This window comes from Bacillus sp. GW823-FHT06A10 (assembly GCF_058795375.1).
Window position 1 is genome coordinate 148708 of sequence record NZ_JBXAHT010000001.1, and the last position, 18656, is coordinate 167363.

Here is an 18656-nt window from a genome sequence, read left to right on the forward strand (position 1 = left end):
GGAACAGAGAAGCCGGGTGAAGGAACAGAGAAGCCGGGTGAAGGAACAGAGAAGCCGGGTGAAGGAACAGAGAAGCCGGGTGAAGGAACAGAGAAGCCAGGTGAAGGAACAGAGAAGCCAGGTGAAGGAACAGAAAAACCAGGTGAGGGAGTAGAAAAACCTAATTTACCAGAAAAAGGACAAGGTTCTTCTAATAATCAACAACTTCCAGCTACAGGACACAATACGAATTACGTTCCATTCATCGGTTTTATGCTTCTGTTACTAGGAATACGTTTAAGATTCATGGCTAAAAATAGTTAAAAGATGTATAAAAGGCATCAGAGATTATACAATCTCTGATGCCTTTTAAATTAATACAGATAAATATTTTAAGCTTCAATTACGCTAAGCATTCTGTTTATAAATGCAGCTGCGTGTGCACGTTGTGATGGTCCTTTTGGTACGAATTGATTAAATTCATTACCTTTTACAATTCCATATCCATACACTCTTTGTACTTCTTCTTTAGCGTAAATTAAGTTTTGGTCTACGAATGGTAGTTCAACTTGTTTTGCAAAAATACCAGCGTGTTTTAGAGAACGATCAATCATAATAACAGCTTCTTCGCGTGTAATTGTAGTATTTGGATCAAATGTATTATCACCACGTCCGCGGATTATGCCTGCGCTTGCTGCACGATTAATACCGTCTCTTAAAGATGGGTGTACTTGTTCTAAGTCTGTGAACTTAGCGTTTCCACTTGGTAATTGTAAAGCACGAGTAATTAGTGTAGCAAATTCAGCACGCGTTACAAGACGTTCTGGGAAGTACTTGCCGTTCCCTTCTCCTTGCATAATGCCTCTAGCTGCTAATTGACGAATGTCTTGTTCATACCATCCACCTGTAATGTCATCAGTTACGGGATTTTTTTGGTTTTCCTTATAGTATGTTTCAGTTCCTTTTAAGAAAGCATTCCATTGTCCGCGTTGAATCATAAACGCAGGGCAGTTTTTTCCTGACCAAAATTGGTGTTTTTGGACCTTATCTAGAGAAATATTTAAGTCGTTCATTAAATAAGCTGCCAATTTACGGGCATTTTCTACCGCTTTTTCATAGTTTCCATCTTGATTAACGGCAATTTCAATTCCGATAGATTCATAGTTTCCAGTTTTATTTCCAGCATGCCATCCAACTTCATTTACTGGAAGATGTTGATAAATTTCTTTATCATCTACTGTGAAATGCCAAGATGCGGCGCGATCAGCTGTTCCGCGTGCTTGATTATCTAAGAATTTTGCATGATTTAGAGCATTGGCACCTTTCGCTGTATTAGCCGTTTCGTGAATCGTAATATATTTAGGTACCATCGGGTAGCCAGGGCGAATATCGTCATTTCCTTTTGGGACAATCATTTCTTTAAATGTAACGCCATAAATATTGTTTGTTTGTAGAGCTTCCGGAGCTCTCAATAAACTATTTTTAGCAGTACGACTGTTTTTTAATAATGAAGCTTTTGTACCTTCAAATGTAGCAGAAGGTGCATAAATCCATTTTGCTGTTTCGTTTATTTGGACTTTAAACCAATTTCCAGCTTGTTCAGTAGGAGTAATGACTTGTGGTTGTAGTTTCCCTTCTTCTTTAAACGATTGGAACGGAAGGGCATGTATGGAAGCTTCTTCTTTTACGATTAATTTTTGGTTAGATAGTTTATGAATCTCTTGAACTTCTAAGCTATTATCATTGTTATCTATCCATCCAGCGCCAGTTGGCGTCGTTATGTAGTAAGCATTTCCTTTTTTCTTTGTCGCCGTTACGACTTGTTCTGTAATCTCGATATTCGATTTGTTTTTTAAATCGTTCGCGGTATATAATGAATGTTTTTTTGAAGTGTATAGTAGGAATTGGCCAGTAACCTCGATATCTTCTTCATGAGTACTATGCTCATTAACATGCTCTTTAATACTTTTAAAAACTTGATCCTCCGTATATACTTCGGCGGATTTTTCAGCACTCTCTGCAAATGAATAAGTAGGTGCAAGAACAGTTTGTAATGCAAGAGAGAGAGTTAAAACACTATAAAATTTCTTTTTCATATTTTTTTTAACACATTAGATTATAGAATCTAGTGTTAACATTCCTCCTTTTTATATTGTATTTTCACTATGTATCGATTTTAACACTAATAAATTTTAACAAGAGAAAATCAGGATGTCTATATACATGAGCGATATTCATAAAAAGAATTATTTGAAAAAATGTAAGAGAAACAGGTAAAACCTTCTGTATTGACCTGTAAACGCCCTTCAAGTAAACTAAAGAGAGTTTGCAAATGAAAAGGTGATAATGTGTTAATTTCAATTAAAACGTTACAAGATGATCGTTTTTTACGTCCGCTACAAAATATTGGCGGCTTATTTTTTGAAGATAGTACGATTGGATTTGAACAAGAGGAAGCGAATCTGATCGTTGATATACACATTGAGGATAATGTGAAAGCATCCGCTCGATTAACGGATGTTAGCACAGGAAATGTGTATGAAGAAACATTCTCGAAAGATTTATCTGCTTTCACAGATGAAAAAGAGCGTATGAAGCAAGTGAAGCATGTTGTTTCTTATGTATATCTTTCTGTTCTTCAGCAGTTAACTGGACTTGAACAAAGCTGGGGTATTTTAACGGGAGTACGTCCGACGAAACTTCTTCATAAAATGCTTCAAAATGGTATGTCAAAAGAAGAAGCGCATCAAGAACTTCGTGAAAGTTATTTAATTCATGAAGAGAAAATTGAACTTCTTCAGCGTATTGTTGATTGCCAATTAGCAGTTGTTCCGGATTTATACCGTTTGAAAGAAGAAGTAAGTATTTATATCGGTATTCCGTTCTGCCCAACGAAATGTGCATACTGTACATTCCCGGCTTATGCGATTAATGGACGCCAAGGGTCTGTTGATTCATTCTTAGGTGGTTTACATTATGAAGTTCGTGAAATTGGTAAGTTTTTAAAAGAAAAAGGTGTGAAAGTTACGACGATTTATTATGGCGGCGGTACACCTACAAGTATTACAGCAGAAGAGATGGATATGCTGTATGAAGAAATGTACGAAGCGTTCCCAGACGTGAAAAATGTACGTGAAGTTACAGTTGAGGCAGGTCGTCCAGATACGATCACGCCAGCAAAGCTAGAAGTGTTAAATAAATGGAACATTGACCGTATTAGTATTAATCCGCAGTCATACCATCAAGAGACACTAAAAGCAATTGGACGTCATCATACTGTAGAAGAAACAATTGAGAAATACCATTTAGCTCGTGAAATGGGAATGAACAATATTAATATGGACTTAATTATTGGTCTTCCTGGTGAAGGGTTAGATATCTTCAAGCATACGTTAGATGAAACAGAAAAGTTAATGCCAGAATCATTAACAGTTCATACGTTATCATTTAAACGTGCTTCTGAAATGACGCAAAACAAACGTAAATATAAAGTAGCAGGTCGCGAAGAAATTACAGCGATGATGCACGAAGCAGAAGAATGGACGCAAAAGCATAATTACGTACCATATTACCTATATCGTCAAAAGAATATTTTAGGTAACTTAGAGAACGTTGGTTATGCAATGCCGACGCAAGAAAGTATTTACAACATTGTCATTATGGAAGAAGTACAATCAATTATCGGACTTGGTTGCGGTGCATCAAGTAAATTTGTTCATCCGAAGACGGGGGCAATTACGCACTTCGCGAATCCGAAAGATCCAAAATCATATAACGATGGCTTCGTAAAATATACAGAAGATAAATTGAAAATTTTAGAAGAGCTATTCGCATAAGAAGAAAGAGGTTGTTCCGAGTCGGAACAACCTCTTTTTATCCTGCAGTAACGGGGGGCCGATTATATCTTGTCAGTTTTTGTCGGTAAGTCGATATATTCGAAAAATCGCCGATATAATTTCATTTACCGTCTAGCGGTATCGTATGTAAAACTATGTCGATAATAATCAGAAAAATTAGTCAAAACATTGAAGGACAATGTCTACTTATAGACGAAATGATAGATTTATGAAAGAGAAAAGGGGGAAATTGTTGGCATGTACATGACGATAGGGAGAATTTTTGATTTATCTGTTGGTAAGTATACGAATAAAGAGGCGTTAGTGGAACCTGAAAAAAATATTCGCTGGACATATAAACAGTGGGATGAACAAATAAATAAAACGGCACACGCTTTATTAGAAGACGGAGTAAGAAGGGGAGATACAGTATCTGTTTACTTATATAACTGCCATGAATTTGTAAACGTTTACTTAGCTTGTGCGAAAATTGGTGCAATTTTTAATCCGATTAACTTTCGCTTAAAGGCGAAAGAAGTATCTTATATTCTTCAGGACGCATCCTCGAAAGTCGTTGTCTTTGAAAAAGCAGTTGAGTCAACTGTTGCTATCATTGAACGAGATTTTCCAAATACATCTTTTTGGTCTATAGAAAACGATAAACCTTCCTATGCAAGTTCCTACCATGAAAAAGTGAATGCAGCATCTTCTGAGAAAGTAAATATCGAAATTGATGAAATGGATTATTGTTCAATGCTTTATACGAGCGGTACGACAGGTCATCCGAAAGGCGTATTACATCGTCATCGTGAAATGGCTGAGCATAGTATGATTTGTACGTATTTCCTAAAATATAATAGAGATAGCGTTGGGCTTGTTGTTGCACCTTTATATCACTGTGGTGAATTAAATGCCGGAATCATACCACGCATTCAAGTTGGCGGAAAGAATGTCATTTTGCATCATTTTGATACAGAAACAGTATTACATACGATTCAAGAAGAAAAGATTACGACGTTCTTTGCAGCACCGACGATGTGGAATATGTTGTTGCAAAAAGATTTAACTCAGTATGATTTAACTTCAATGAAAATCGGTATATATGGCGGAGCGGCAATGGCACCGGCGTTAGTGAAGGAATGTAAAGAACGTCTTTATATTGACCTTGTTCAAATATACGGAATGACAGAAATGGGACCAGTTGTGGCGTTTCTCGTAGAGGAGGATCAAATTACGAAAGCTGGTTCAGCAGGCACGCCATGCTTTAGTCATGAAGTTCGTATTGTGAAACCGAACGAGGATGCACCGGCAGAACCAGATGATGTATTACCTCCTTATGAAGTAGGAGAAATTATTTTACGCGGCCCAACTATGATGGCTGGCTATCATAATCGCGAAGAGGCAAATAAAAAATCGATGTATAAAGGATGGTATCATTCTGGTGATTTAGGATACTTTGATAAGGATGGTTATTTATTCGTTGCAGATCGTGTTGATGATATGGTAATTAGCGGTGGCGTAAATATTTACCCTCGTGAAATTGAAGATTTCCTTCATAGTCATCCCGATATATTAGATGTGGCGGTACTTGGTGAGCCAGATGAATTATGGGGAGAGCGTGTTGTAGCAGTTATTGTGAAGAAAGATGAAACAATAACAGAAGCTGATTTAGAAACGTATTGCAAAGAAAGTGACGAATTAGCAGATTATAAGCGTCCACGTCATTATTTATTTGTAGATGAACTTCCACGTAATGCGAGCGGGAAGTTGCAGAAGTTTGTGCTGAGGGAGTCACTGAAAGGTGCGAAAAAATAGAAAATGAAGGATACCCCATATCTATGGGGTATCCTTCATTTTTCTGTATTAAACAGAAGAAACAATATCTTTGTTAATTCTTAAATGTCCTGTTCTTTTGTAGAGGTTGGGAATTAAGTGAATATCAGTCACTTTATATTTACTTAATTCTCATTTCTTCTTGGTGAAGGTTAATTAGCGCATTTGAAATAAGGTGGAAAAACAAAATGGATGTAATGTCCAAAAAGAAAAGACACCTTAAGGTGCCTCTCTCCGACTTGAACCATTTCATTTCATACGAATCGGAATCTATCCGTATTACCATTACCCCTTTGTTATGAGTGTAAACACACACTATAAAGCAGAATCGTCTATATACACTAGATTGTTAGTTCACAAAAGACAAGAGATTTGAGATCAATATCGAAGTGACGCCACATCCCCTATAATAATCGATATGTTACGCCTTTTAAAAGAATCTGCTTTATAGAACGTGCCCACAAGTTATATTTTACTACATGTAATATTCATTTAGTGTATTTTTTAATGAATATGTATAATTACATAAACTGTATGAAAAAAAGAGAGTATACTCTAACATTTTGTAATAAAGATAAAGCCCGCTTACGGAATAGGGGGCTTTTCTTACTTTTTATAGATATTTATTCCAATTATATTATCAGATGAATCTAAACGAATATACACGTCAGCTGATAAAAGGTGTGCATTATATATTCGTTGTTTATATGTTGATATCTCGAAGCGTTTTCCATTTAATTCACATTCTAGAATAATCATATCGCCATGTTCTTTCCAATTTATTAATTTAGCAGTTGTATTCATATAAACCTCCTCTGAATCATTTTATGAAAATTAATAAAGATAGTGTGAGAAAGGAGTTTATATAACAAAAAAAGACACCTTAAGTGTCTTTTTTGATTACTATAAAAGTCGTTGAATGAAATAGGTTTCTATTTTTATTTACGTGAAAACCCTTCTTCATCAAGGTATTCCGCAGCTTCTGGATAAGAGTTGAATGTACCGTCTAAGTTTACACCAGCGTACACGTTCCACATGTCATCCTCTGAAATAAGAGTAAGAATATGACCATCTTCGTTCTGCCATTCTTCTTCTTTCGCAGGTTCTACAGGTGCTACTACTTCTTCTTGTGATAGAAGGTCAATTGATTTCTCAATTACTGAACGTAACTCTTCTGCTGAAAACTCACGGATGTTAACCATACCCTTATCATCCGTTTTGTAACCTTTAATACCGCTTGCATACACAAATCCATTTCCATTTGGGTGTAAATGAAATACAACGTTCTTTTTATCTAAACGACTTTCTTCAAAGTGGAAGTTTACACGTTTTAATGATACGTTCTTTCTTTCTAGTTCTGGGAAAGATTCAATAATCGATAATTTTTCTTCAAAAGTTAGCATAGTGCCTCCAAGTATATAGTAAAAGATTTAATTTGTTCATTATAGCATAGTTGCAATTGTTTCCAAAGATAAGGGGGAAACTTTTCATTGAATACGTTTACGTCACGAGAATGTAAAAAGTGAGCTAACGAATGTATCTTTTTAGGTGTACAATGGAACATGGACTTTATACAAAGGTGGTTTTTTTATGTTTCAAAAAATAGCAAAGGAATGTTTAGCAGGATTTACTGTTGCGATTGTTGCGTTGCCACTTGCGATTGCATTTGGTATTGCTGCGACAGGAACGTCTGAGGGAGCGCTTGTTGGATTGTATGGTGCGATTTTTGCAGGTTTATTCGCAGCGTTATTTGGCGGGACACCTGGGCAAGTAACGGGGCCAACTGGACCAATTACCGTTATCGCAACAGGAGTTATTGCGACGCACGGGTTAGAGGCAAGTTTTATTGCCTTTATGATGGCAGGGTTATTTCAAATTTTATTCGGTGTATGTAAGCTCGGTTCTTACGTTCGATATATTCCGTATCCTGTCGTTTCGGGATTTATGAATGGTATTGCATTAATCATTATTTTAGGTGAAATAAAGCATGTACAAAATAGTTTTCTACTTGTTGTGTTAACGATTATTGTAATGATTGTTTCTGGTAAGTGGATTAAGGCGATTCCGTCTAGTTTAGTAGCACTAGTCGGTGTGACAGCTTTGCTACCTTTATTTTCTTCCCTACTCGAAGGACTTACAGTAAATTTACCGATTATCGGAAATCTTTCATTAAATAAAGTAATTGAAAAGATTGGAACCATTCCAGAAGCGATGCCTACGCTTCATATTCCATCTTTAAGTGGAACAGGAATAGCAGCACTTATTTTACCAGCGCTTAGTATTGCTTTATTAGGATCGATTGACTCGTTGTTAACATCGGTCGTAATGGATAATGTGACAGGTACACGTCATAAAAGTAATAAAGAGCTCGTTGGACAAGGTATCGGTAATATGATGAGCGGATTGTTTGGCGGATTAGCAGGTGCAGGTGCGACTGTAAGGTCTATCGTGAATATAAGAAGTGGCGGTAAAACGGCACTTTCGGCATGTATGCATAGTGTTATCTTATTCATTTTTATTATGGGTCTTGGTTCGGTCGTACAATATATTCCACTTGCTGTACTATCAGGTATTTTAATTTTAACTGGTATTGGAATGTTCGATTGGGAAAGCATGAAAAAGATGCATGTCACTCCTAAAGGTGATGTCGTTGTTATGCTCGTAACGATGATTGTAACGGTGAAGTTCGATTTAATGATTGCTGTTGCATTCGGTATTATTCTTTCGTTCATCATATATATGGTGAAATGTAAAGAACGTAAAACTTCTATCGTAAAAGAAAGAGAAGAAACGTATACAATTCAAGGACCGCTCTCTTTCTTATCAGTAGATCGTATTTTCTCTACTTTACAAGATGTGAAGTCACCGGTTGTTTTACGTATGAAAGATGTGCGTTATATGGATGTATCAGGAGCTATGGCATTATTAAATTTTGTTGAGCAATCAAATAAAGCAGGGGCAAGTGTAAAGCTTGAGCAAGTACATCCGAGTATTGAAAAAACAATCATAGTAATGGCAAGCGATGAACAGAAAGAACAATTGAAAATCTTAAGTGCTTAGATGGTAATTAGAATATCTCACAATCTTACATACATTATAATGTAGAGTTGTGGGATATTCTTATAATGTTTTTAGTAATATGCACTGCAGTGATAGAGAAGAGCTCTTTTTGAGTAACGAAAACAGCTATAATGTGTACATATAATGGAAGGAATTAGAAATTATAGTGTGAAGAGATAGGCGTGAATTGGTTCTCTTTTCTATTTTGTAAAAAAAACCAAGTATTCAACCTATAATAAATTTGTTATGATAACCAATGGGATAAAGTGAATCCCTATCGTTTAAAACAATATGTTTGAGAGTATATGTATAAAAGAAAAGAGAAAAAATATGAATAAAACATTTGTAAAAGGAGCAGCGATTTTAACAATTACAACCTTTTTGTCAAAATTGCTTGGTAGTTTTTTTCAAATTCCATTACAAAATATTGCAGGAGATGAAGTGCTCGGTATTTTCCGCCTTGTTTTTCCTGTATATATGATTGCTCTTACATTATCGGTAGCCGGAGTTCCACTTGCAATTTCGAAACTAATTGCAGAGTTGAACGAAAAAAATAAGCAAAAGGAAATTGCGAAATTATTTAAATCAGCGTCAATTATTGGGATAGCATTTGGCGTTTTCGGCTGTTTAGTCATTGTATTATTTTCTATTGAAATTGCAAATATGCTTGGTGGACAAGAAACTAGAATGCCGTTGCTTATTACTTCATTAGCATTACTCATTGCGCCATACATGGCAGTTTATAGAGGGTATTTTCAAGGTTTCGGTGATATGAAACCAACAGGGGTATCACAGGTCATTGAGCAATTTGTACGTGTGTTTTTTATGTTAATAATTGCTTACATACTAGTATCATGGGATAAGAGTAATACTGTTATTACTAGTGGTGCGATGGTTGGCTCTTTTCTTGGAGTCATTAGTTCGCTTATATATTTGCGTATAAAATATAATAGAAGTCCATACTACAATAAAAGCAATTCCTATTCACTCCGAGATTTAAGAGAAAACGGCAAAAAGATATTGAGGGTATCGATCCCAATCGCTATCGGAGCTTTATCAATGCCACTTTTAAATTTAGTAGACTCGCTTACAATACCGCATGTATTACAAGGATCATCAACAGAAATTCAAGAACAATTTGGAATATACAGTCGCGGTTTTGCATTCACGCAAATAATTGTTATTTTTGCAAGTGCAATTGTATTTCCGTTAATACCACTCTTAACTTCCGCATTGGCCAAAAGAGATATAAATTTGGCGAAAATAACAATTCAAAATACAAATCGACTAGCGCATGTTTTGACAGCACCGTTAACAATATGGTTGATGGCATTAACAGTACCGTTAAATGTCGGATTGTTCACAGACGTAAAAGGCAGTAGTATGTTAACAGTTATGATTGGCAGTTCGTATTTTACTGCGGTTATGGTATTATCAATAGGTGTTTTACAGGGCATTAATCGTTCTGCACAAGCTGCATGGATTGTTATTGGTGCGAGTTGTGTGAAAGTCGTGTTAAACATAATGTTCGTGCAGAAGTTTGGCATAGATGGAGCGGCGTATAGTACATTCATTACTTACGTATTGATTTGTATTGTAAATCATTTGTATATTCGAAGCTATATTGCCTATTCTATTCATTTAAAAAGCTTTTTTGGTGTGCTAGCAATAGCATCTATTTTAGGACTAGGATTGTATGAACTATTTAATGTGATAGATGTTACATCTTCAAGAATTATGACGTTATTATTCAGTGGTATAGCATTAAGTATTACAACCATTTTGTATGGTGTATGTGCTTTGAAATTAAAATGGATATCAATAAAAAAAATACCATTTTTGAAAAGATAAATATAGAAAATTAATTTTTTATTAAAATTCATATGAGCTGATAAAGAGGAAACTATGTAGGGTATTAAGTGTTTAGGTAAGGAATGGGTACCAGTTTATGTTAGATGAAATAAACGGTTACCTAGTTTTGGAGGAGATTTAGGGTGCGTTTAGTCTTATCAGGATATTATGGTTTTTATAATGTTGGAGACGAGGCGATTCTACAATCAATTATTGAATCGTTAAGTAAAGAGAACCCGGATATAGAACTAGTAGTACTATCAAATGATTCTAAATATACAAAGGAAATGTATGGTGTAGAATCGGTAGATCGCTGGGATATAAAAGCTGTTTATCATGCGATCAAAAACAGTGATGGAGTTATTAGTGGTGGCGGGAGCCTTCTTCAAGATCAGACAAGTACGAAGAGTATTCTATATTATACGGGTATTATGGGACTCGCTCGATTATTAAAAAAGCCGTATTATATTTATTCACAAGGAATAGGTCCAATTACAAAAGGATATAATCGTCTATTAGTAAAATGGAACTTGTCAAAAGCTTCCTATGTATCAGTTCGAGATGAGGATTCGTTTTTATATTTAAAAGGACTTGGCATAAAAAACGATATTGAAATTGTTCCAGACCCTGTTTTAACATGGAAACGGACAAAACAATCGGATTGGTTGCAAAAGCATTCGATACATGGAAAAGTAATCGCGGTTAGTGTGCGTTATTGGAATGCAAAAGAAGATTATATAAAAAAATTAGCTGCGGCATTAAAAAAATTAAAGCAAGAAGGATATCAAATTCTATTTGTTCCAATGCATGAGCCATTTGATCAAAAAGCTTCGCGTGAAGTAGTAGACTTAATGGGAGAAGAGACGTATATGCTTCCATATAAAATGGATATCGACGAGAAAATATTCATTTTATCACAATGTTCATTACTAATTGGTATGCGTCTTCATGCACTAGTTTTTTCTGCTGTAGCCAAAACTCCAATGGTCGGGATTTCATACGATCCGAAAATTGATTCGTTTTTAAGTCAAGTGAATCAGCCAGTTATAGGAAGTGTGGATGGCGAATGGAGTGCTGAATATTTATATGAAATTGCGAAAAAGCAATTAATGCAACAAGGAACTGTGCAGCAAGAGTTACAATTGACAATAGATGAGCTTCGGTTGCAAGGCAAACAGGCAACAAAGAAACTCATTGATCATATGGAAAAAGGCACTTTATTAAAAAAGTAAAGTGTCTTTTATTTTGTTTTGAATGTAATGAAAATTCTAATTAAAAAACGTTTTATTTTAATTCCTGTTTATTATGCTAAAATGATTGTGAGTATTATATAATCAAATTTGTGATAATAAATTCGTAGATTACGAGGAGGATAACCTTGAAGACTTTTTCAAAAGGTATAACAGCAGTGGCATTAACGGGATCATTACTTTTAACTCCTATTTCAAGTTATGCGGCAAATGATGATATTACAGGACATATGTTTGAGACGCATATGCGCTCACTTATTACTAAAGGAGTTTTAATGGGGTATGGAGACAATGTATATGCGCCTGATAAATTAGTAACAAGAGCAGAGTTTGCTACATTCATAGCAAGGGCTTTAAATTTACCGAAAGCTGATTCGAATTTCGAGGATGTGCCGAAGACTTACGGTTTATATGATGGTGTAAGTAGAGCATATGGAGCGAAAATTATTAATGGTCGTACGAACGAGACATTCTCACCAAATGATGTGATTACACGTGAAGAAATGTCGATAATGGTAAAGCGAGCGTTAGACTATAAAAATATTAAAGTAGCTGTAAGTCCGCTTACCTTTACTGATAAAGATAGTATTAACTATAAAGAGCATGTGCAAGTTATGGTGGCTACTCAAATTATTAAAGGGTATCCAGAAGATAATACATTTAGACCACATTTATCAGCTACAAGAGGGATGGCTTCAGCTATGTTGGATCGTATGCTTCAGACGATTGAAAAAAACGGAAATAGCAATCCTGTAGAAACTAAGAAATATGTTGTGACAAATGTAAGAGAAAACGGAACAGAGCAAGAAGTAGAGCGCTATAATACGTATAAAGAAGCGGTTACGGCTGCTCAAAATAAAGGTATGAATGCGGTAAAATACGAGAACGAATTTTTATGGATTAAAGATGGTTTTGCAAGTGCGAAAAGAATAACTGGGCAAAACATCATTAATATTTATGATGAGAATTTATCAACAGTATATACGTATATTCAGTATGGAACAGAATTGAAAGTGTTAGAAGTTGGCGAAGATCGTGTGAAAGTTCAACTTTCTGGTTTGACAGGTTATGTGAAGAAGAATGAAATCACTTTAATTCCTACAAATGAAATGAAACAGTCGTCTTATTATGTGAAATCAGATGGATATTTATACCATAAATATTATACATATAATACAAGTTCACCTGGATATACAGAATTTAGATATGGTGTGGCACCTTCTTTCATGAAGCAAGGACAGCAAATGTATAGTGTAGATGGAAAGACATTTGGAGACGAAACTTTCTATCAATATTTCAATTATTTATCATTACGTTCGAAAACAGATTATACAGCTGAACAACTAGATAGTTATGTGAAATCGATTAAGCCAGACTCTCCATTAATTGGTTTAGGAAAGAAATTTAAAGAAGTAGAAAGCAAGTATAATGTAAATGCATTATTCTTATATTCATTAGCAATTCATGAAAGTTATTATGGAACAAGCGCTCTTGCAAAAGACAAAAATAATTTATTTGGTTTAAAAGCAACAGACGATAGTCCATATGGTAACGGAGAAGCATTCAATTCAAAAGAAGATTGTATTGAACATGCAGCAAAATTATACATGAATGAAGGATATTTAAATCCAGGACATTGGCGTTATACAGCAACATATACAGGTGATAAAGCTGCTGGTTTAAATGCGAAATATGCATCTGATGCGAACTGGGGTAAAAAAGTAGCGGGGCATATGAACCGTTTTGATTCTTATTTAGGTAAAAAAGAATACAACAAGTACAAACTTGCACGTGTGATGAATAACGTGGAAGTGAAAAAGAATCCTAGTATATCAAATGAGCGACTGTATCGTTTAAATACAAATGTAGTTGTCACAGTTACTGGTGAAGAAATAATAAATGGAAAAGCGTGGGTTAAAGTTATTTCAGATAATCCTACTGTAACAGAAGCGTATATTGCAAAAGAAAGCTTAGAATACGTAAAACATTAATTAAATAAAAAAGAAGGTGCTACTGACATTTCGTAGCACCTTCTTTTTTATTCAATTTCAAAATCAACAATGATATAAGCGAGTATAACAACGAAGAAAATACTAACGGCTGGCGCTGTTAATACGTGGCCAGACATAAAGCCGATGCCAAGTGATAGAATGAGTGTGCTCGCTAATAGCATATACTTTACGGTCATGATTTTCTTAAAGTTTGTGATCATGCGGATGAATAATTTAATACCAAAGTATAGAAGCGGTATTAAGTAAATAAGGAAACCGACAATTCCAAAGGCGAAAAATAGGTCATGGAAGTCCATTTCAATTAATTTAATTTTATCTGTGTAGTTACCAGCGTAACCCATTCCGAATAGTTTTTGTGAAAGCGGTGCGTCTTTATAGTACTGTTTGTATGTTTTTAAGAATTTGTCGCGATCACTGTAAATCAAACTTTTCATTTCAGAATCTGTAAGTTCACCTTTTGCATGTTTTTTTGTATCTTCTGGATCTTCTTTAATTACTTTTCCTTCTTTTCGATCTTTTTCTTCTTGTACTGATTTTTTGTATTCATATATTTGCATGTGAATGCCCATATTTTTTGCGATAGGAGTATGCGGTGTAAGAACAATTAAACCTCCTAGTATAACTGCGGCAACAACGGTATTTACAATATGTGTGAATCCTTTTCTTTCTTTTTTACGATTTATCATGTACTCAATGAATGAGAAGAAAAGTGCTACGCCTAATGTAATCACAATTGCGCCATATCCGACTTTCGTTCCGACCATAATACTTGCATACATCGCAAGTATTGTTGGAATCCAGTAATATATTTTCGAGAAAGAAGTTGTTTTATGAATCGAATATAAGACAATGATTGGGAACATAATGGCGAAAAGAGAACTTAAATCATTTCCAGCGAAGAACCAACCTCTTGAACCGATTTTTGAATGAGGATAGCTTGGGAAATCCGTTCCAGTTTGCATTGCGACAATCATTGTGATGCTTAAAATTAAAGTTGCATATAAGAAATATGTAATGATTTTATGAAATACATACTCTTTATTTTTTAGCTCTTTAAAGGCGATAATATATCCAAACAGTAGCACAATTGGATATACGCTCTTTAAAATGAATTTAACTTCTTCTCCAAATGAAACTGGAGATTTAACCATCATATTATTTACAAGACCGATTGCGAGTGCGATTCCGAGTAAACATAAATAGAGGATGTACTTTTTCGCATCTTGTTGTTTGTGATGAAGAAGTAGGTATCCTAATGCAAGAAGCATAAAGGCGAAACGGACTACAACTCCAACTGTTGCGCTCATGTGTAATATATAGATTGAAAAAGATGTTAATAAATCTAAAATTGGTTGAAACACAATGAATAGCAATAGGAAATGTGGGAAGTAGTTATCCGTTTGTTTCAACTTATTAACCATATGTTCCTCCAGTTCTTCATTCCTTTATTACAACACCCAAAAGATGGGTATAAAGCCTTTTTTACATAGTAAGGCGAATGAATTTCAATATTTGTTTTTTTATCAAACTTAAGAATACACCATTTCATTGTAATGGTAAATAGATGAAAAGCATGGATAAACCGACTTTAATTTCTATATTTTTCAACGGAATTGTATGTTTTATACGGTATATGTACAAATTGCGAGATTATTAGACAGAAAATTGAGAAAAAAGAAGGATTTTTCAATGGTTCTCTATAATTATATAAGTATAATCTTTATGGAGAAAAGAGGGGTATATATAATGGAAATAACAAGTAAAACAGAATCTGTCGTTGTGAAATATGAAGGCCACGTTGCAACAGTTATGGTCAATCGCCCAGAGGTGTTAAATGCGTTAGATGAGCCGACATTAAAAGAGTTATTACAAAAGTTGAAAGAAGTAGCGGAAAGTTCTGCGCATATCGTTGTGTTATGTGGGAACGGCCGTGGTTTTTCTGCGGGTGGGGATATTAAATCGATGCTTTCAAGTAATGATGAAAGTAAGTTTGATGGCATTATGAATACTATTTCTGAAGTTGTCGTGACGTTATATACGATGCCAAAGCTTGTTATTAGTGCAATTCATGGACCAACTGCAGGTCTTGGGTTAAGTATTGCGTTAACAGCTGATTATGTAATGGCGGATATATCATCTGTTATTGCGATGAACTTTATTGGAATCGCTTTAATTCCAGATGGAGGCGGTCATTTCTTCCTTCAAAAGCGCGTCGGTGAAAATATGACGAAGCAAATTATTTGGGAAGGCAAGAAATTATCAGCGACAGAAGCGCTTGATATCGGCTTAATTGATGAAGTAATCGGCGAAGATTTCCAAACGGCTGTGAAGCAAAAAATTAATGAATGGTCACAAAAACCGATTAAAGCAATGATTCAAACGAAGCAAATTTTATGTGAAGTAAATCGCTCTAATTTAGAGCAAACATTGCAATTAGAGAAGCGTGGTCAATATGCAATGAGACAAACAGCGGATCATAAAGAAGGAATTGCTGCGTTTTTAGAGAAACGTTTACCAGCATTTAAAGGGGAATAAAGTGAAGTGAGGATTTTGTCCATTCCTCACTGATTATTAGCTCGTTAATTCGGGATAAAGGGGAGAAAGTGCTAACACATTTTAGTATAATTGTGTTAGCACTTTTTTTAAGGAGTAATACATGAAGAAAATGATCGGTGTTATTACTATTATTTTGCTTACATATTCTGCTTTGCATAGTACACCATCTTTGGCAGTTCGGACTGCGTTGTTTTTTGAGGGACATCCAAGTGTTGCATTTTCTGATGGGGTGACGAAAGAAAAAGATGTGAAAAAAGAAGCGATTCCAGATGAGTATCAAACTCTATATGGTAAGGACGAAGACTTAGAGCACTATTTCTTTCCACATGTAAGAGCACATGGATCAGGAATTGATATGTTAAGTGCGTGCGTGAAGAAAAAATGGTTTTTCTATAAAGCAGAGCTCGGATGTTATTAAATATAGGAGGATGAATGATGTCAGCATATAACAAGTTAGTAAGAGATCGTGTTCCAGAGAAGATTTTAATGTCTGGAAAAACGTATACAGCACAAAAATTAACAGGGCAAGCATACATACAGGCTTTAGCGAAAATTGGAACGGAAGAAATTCGTGAATTTGCTTCTATGAAAGAACGCGAACATGCGCTAGATTCTCTTGCGGATGCGCTAGAAGTTATCATTTCATTAGCACGTGCAGAAGGTGCATCGATTGAAGATGTAGAACGCCTTCGTAAGAAAAAAGAAGTAGAGCGCGGTGGATTTGAAAGAGGTATTTATTTATTAGACGTTTCAGAAGAATAGTTTTATAGGAAAAGCATAGCGTTAATGAGTAACGCTATGCTTTTTTGTTGCAATGAAGCTAATAATGAAGAAGCTAGCTGTTAATATCCAGCCGATTGTAATAGAAGTAGTAGTATGAATGGCATAAGAGATTTGTAAACAAAATAATGATGCTAAAAACCAAATGAGTGCAATGTGTATATATTTTTTTGATATATTCATATTTCAGGACTCCTTTTGTATACTAAAAAGAATTTTACTACAATTTAGAAAATTAAGCTATATAAGTAGAGGTTTTCTGGCGGATTTTGTATACTGAATAGTAGAGAAAATGAGGAGGAAACGACAATGGCACATCATACGAAAGAAACGATAGAACTGATTAAGGAGCTTGTCTCTATTCCGAGTCCATCTGGAAATACAGCAAAAATTATTAATTTCATTGAAAACTATGTCAGTGAGTGGAACGTAGAAACGAAGCGTAACAATAAAGGCGCTCTTATTTTAACGGTAAAAGGGAAGAATGATGCGCAGCACCGCTTATTAACGGCACACGTTGATACGTTAGGTGCGATGGTGAAAGAAATTAAGCCTGATGGTCGCCTGAGTCTTTCTATGATTGGTGGATTTCGCTGGAACTCTGTAGAAGGAGAATATTGCGAAATTGAAACATCAAGTGGCAAGACGTATACAGGAACGATTTTAATGCATCAAACATCTGTACATGTATATAAAGATGCAGGTGAAGCAAAACGCGATGAGAAAAATATTGAAGTTCGTATTGATGAGCGCGTATTTTCAGCTGATGAAGTACGCGAATTAGGAATTGAAGTAGGAGACTTCGTGTCATTTGATCCGCGCGTTCAAATTACAGAGAGTGGATACATAAAATCACGTCATTTAGATGACAAAGTAAGTGTTGCGATTTTATTAAAATTAATTAAAAGATTACAAGATGAAAACGTAACATTACCATATACGACGCATTTCTTAATTTCTAATAATGAAGAGATTGGATACGGTGGTAATTCTAATATTCCAGAAGAAACTGTTGAATACTTAGCAGTTGATATGGGAGCGTTAGGTGATGGACAAACATCTGATGAATATACAGTATCTATTTGTGCAAAAGACTCTAGCGGCCCGTATCATTACGCACTGCGTAAACATTTAGTAGAGCTTGCGAAAACGAATCATATTGAATATAAAGTAGATATCTATCCATACTACGGATCTGATGCATCAGCTGCGATTCGCGCGGGATTTGATGTGAAACATGCTTTAATTGGAGCGGGTATTGATTCTTCTCACGCATTTGAACGTACACATGAAAGTTCTATTGCGCATACAGAAGCATTAGTGTATGCATATGTAATGTCTAATTTAATTGAAGAATAATTTCATAGATAATAGAGAGCTGATTAAAAATATTATTTTTAATCAGCTGTTTATTTGGCGAAGCGATTAGGAGACATGTCCTAATCGTTTTTTTATCCCGCTATTTGTGGGTTGATTAAAATTTTATTTTATATACATTC

The 18656-nt window shown here is 35.1% G+C and carries 16 protein-coding genes; 11 read left to right on the top strand and 5 right to left on the bottom strand.

Annotated elements, in window-relative coordinates; translation table 11 throughout:
* Positions 1–303, top strand: a 303-nt coding sequence (locus tag AC1Q8M_RS00795; protein WP_154695893.1) for an LPXTG cell wall anchor domain-containing protein, incomplete at its 5' end; no start/stop codon positions are given.
* Positions 304–371: 68 nt separating this feature from the next.
* Here the strand turns inward: AC1Q8M_RS00795 and AC1Q8M_RS00800 are convergent.
* Positions 372–2075: an S-layer homology domain-containing protein gene (locus tag AC1Q8M_RS00800; protein WP_000726527.1), complete on the bottom strand. Its 1704-nt coding sequence runs from the start codon at positions 2073–2075 to the stop codon at positions 372–374.
* A 252-nt stretch (positions 2076–2327) separates the two neighbouring features.
* Between AC1Q8M_RS00800 and AC1Q8M_RS00805 the strand changes: the two genes are divergently transcribed.
* A complete protein-coding gene (locus AC1Q8M_RS00805) occupies positions 2328–3815 on the top strand; it encodes a coproporphyrinogen III oxidase (RefSeq protein WP_000908776.1) in 1488 nt (495 codons plus the stop codon).
* 258 nt (positions 3816–4073) lie between these two features.
* Positions 4074–5630, top strand: coding sequence for a fatty acid--CoA ligase (locus AC1Q8M_RS00810; protein ID WP_098365620.1), 1557 nt, complete (start codon positions 4074–4076; stop codon positions 5628–5630).
* 624 nt (positions 5631–6254) lie between these two features.
* Here AC1Q8M_RS00810 and AC1Q8M_RS00815 read toward each other — a convergent pair.
* Positions 6255–6452 carry a hypothetical protein gene (locus tag AC1Q8M_RS00815; RefSeq protein WP_001098258.1) on the bottom strand — a complete coding sequence of 66 codons (198 nt, stop codon included), beginning with the start codon at positions 6450–6452 and terminating at the stop codon, positions 6255–6257.
* A gap of 134 nt (positions 6453–6586) precedes the next feature.
* Positions 6587–7051 (bottom strand): hypothetical protein, encoded by a 465-nt coding sequence (locus AC1Q8M_RS00820; protein WP_000954998.1) that lies wholly within the window; start codon positions 7049–7051, stop codon positions 6587–6589.
* A 187-nt stretch (positions 7052–7238) separates the two neighbouring features.
* On the opposite strand from AC1Q8M_RS00820, the gene AC1Q8M_RS00825 reads away from it, so the two are divergent.
* The 4 genes from AC1Q8M_RS00825 to AC1Q8M_RS00840 all read left to right on the top strand — a co-directional run bounded on the left by AC1Q8M_RS00825 (position 7239) and on the right by AC1Q8M_RS00840 (position 13800).
* A complete protein-coding gene (locus AC1Q8M_RS00825) occupies positions 7239–8708 on the top strand; it encodes a SulP family inorganic anion transporter (RefSeq protein WP_072939875.1) in 1470 nt (489 codons plus the stop codon).
* Positions 8709–9038: 330 nt separating this feature from the next.
* Positions 9039–10559 (top strand): putative polysaccharide biosynthesis protein, encoded by a 1521-nt coding sequence (locus tag AC1Q8M_RS00830; protein ID WP_064532641.1) that lies wholly within the window; start codon positions 9039–9041, stop codon positions 10557–10559.
* A gap of 143 nt (positions 10560–10702) precedes the next feature.
* Entirely contained in the window at positions 10703–11791 is a 1089-nt protein-coding gene (gene csaB, locus AC1Q8M_RS00835; RefSeq protein ID WP_001241596.1) for a polysaccharide pyruvyl transferase CsaB, read from the top strand.
* A gap of 146 nt (positions 11792–11937) precedes the next feature.
* A complete protein-coding gene (locus AC1Q8M_RS00840; RefSeq protein ID WP_000847496.1) occupies positions 11938–13800 on the top strand; it encodes an S-layer homology domain-containing protein in 1863 nt (620 codons plus the stop codon).
* 47 nt (positions 13801–13847) lie between these two features.
* Here the strand turns inward: AC1Q8M_RS00840 and AC1Q8M_RS00845 are convergent, their stop codons facing one another.
* Positions 13848–15242: an O-antigen ligase family protein gene (locus tag AC1Q8M_RS00845; RefSeq protein ID WP_098854747.1), complete on the bottom strand. Its 1395-nt coding sequence runs from the start codon at positions 15240–15242 to the stop codon at positions 13848–13850.
* 301 nt (positions 15243–15543) lie between these two features.
* Here AC1Q8M_RS00845 and AC1Q8M_RS00850 point away from each other — a divergent pair, with 301 nt between their 5' ends.
* From AC1Q8M_RS00850 to AC1Q8M_RS00860, 3 genes are all read left to right on the top strand, one after another.
* Positions 15544–16356, top strand: a complete 813-nt coding sequence (locus AC1Q8M_RS00850) for an enoyl-CoA hydratase (protein ID WP_001999174.1) — start codon at positions 15544–15546, stop codon at positions 16354–16356.
* Between the two features lie 121 nt (positions 16357–16477).
* On the top strand, positions 16478–16795 hold the full coding sequence (locus AC1Q8M_RS00855; RefSeq protein ID WP_000738198.1) for a YjcN family protein: 318 nt from the start codon (positions 16478–16480) through the stop codon (positions 16793–16795).
* Positions 16796–16812: 17 nt separating this feature from the next.
* Positions 16813–17139, top strand: a complete 327-nt coding sequence (locus AC1Q8M_RS00860; protein ID WP_001277348.1) for a nucleoside triphosphate pyrophosphohydrolase — start codon at positions 16813–16815, stop codon at positions 17137–17139.
* Positions 17140–17160: 21 nt separating this feature from the next.
* Here AC1Q8M_RS00860 and AC1Q8M_RS00865 read toward each other — a convergent pair whose 3' ends face one another.
* Positions 17161–17340, bottom strand: a complete 180-nt coding sequence (locus AC1Q8M_RS00865) for a hypothetical protein (RefSeq protein ID WP_016513660.1) — start codon at positions 17338–17340, stop codon at positions 17161–17163.
* A gap of 126 nt (positions 17341–17466) precedes the next feature.
* On the opposite strand from AC1Q8M_RS00865, the gene AC1Q8M_RS00870 reads away from it, so the two are divergent.
* Positions 17467–18516: a M42 family metallopeptidase gene (locus AC1Q8M_RS00870; protein WP_098855672.1), complete on the top strand. Its 1050-nt coding sequence runs from the start codon at positions 17467–17469 to the stop codon at positions 18514–18516.
* The last annotated feature ends 140 nt before the right edge of the window (positions 18517–18656 follow it).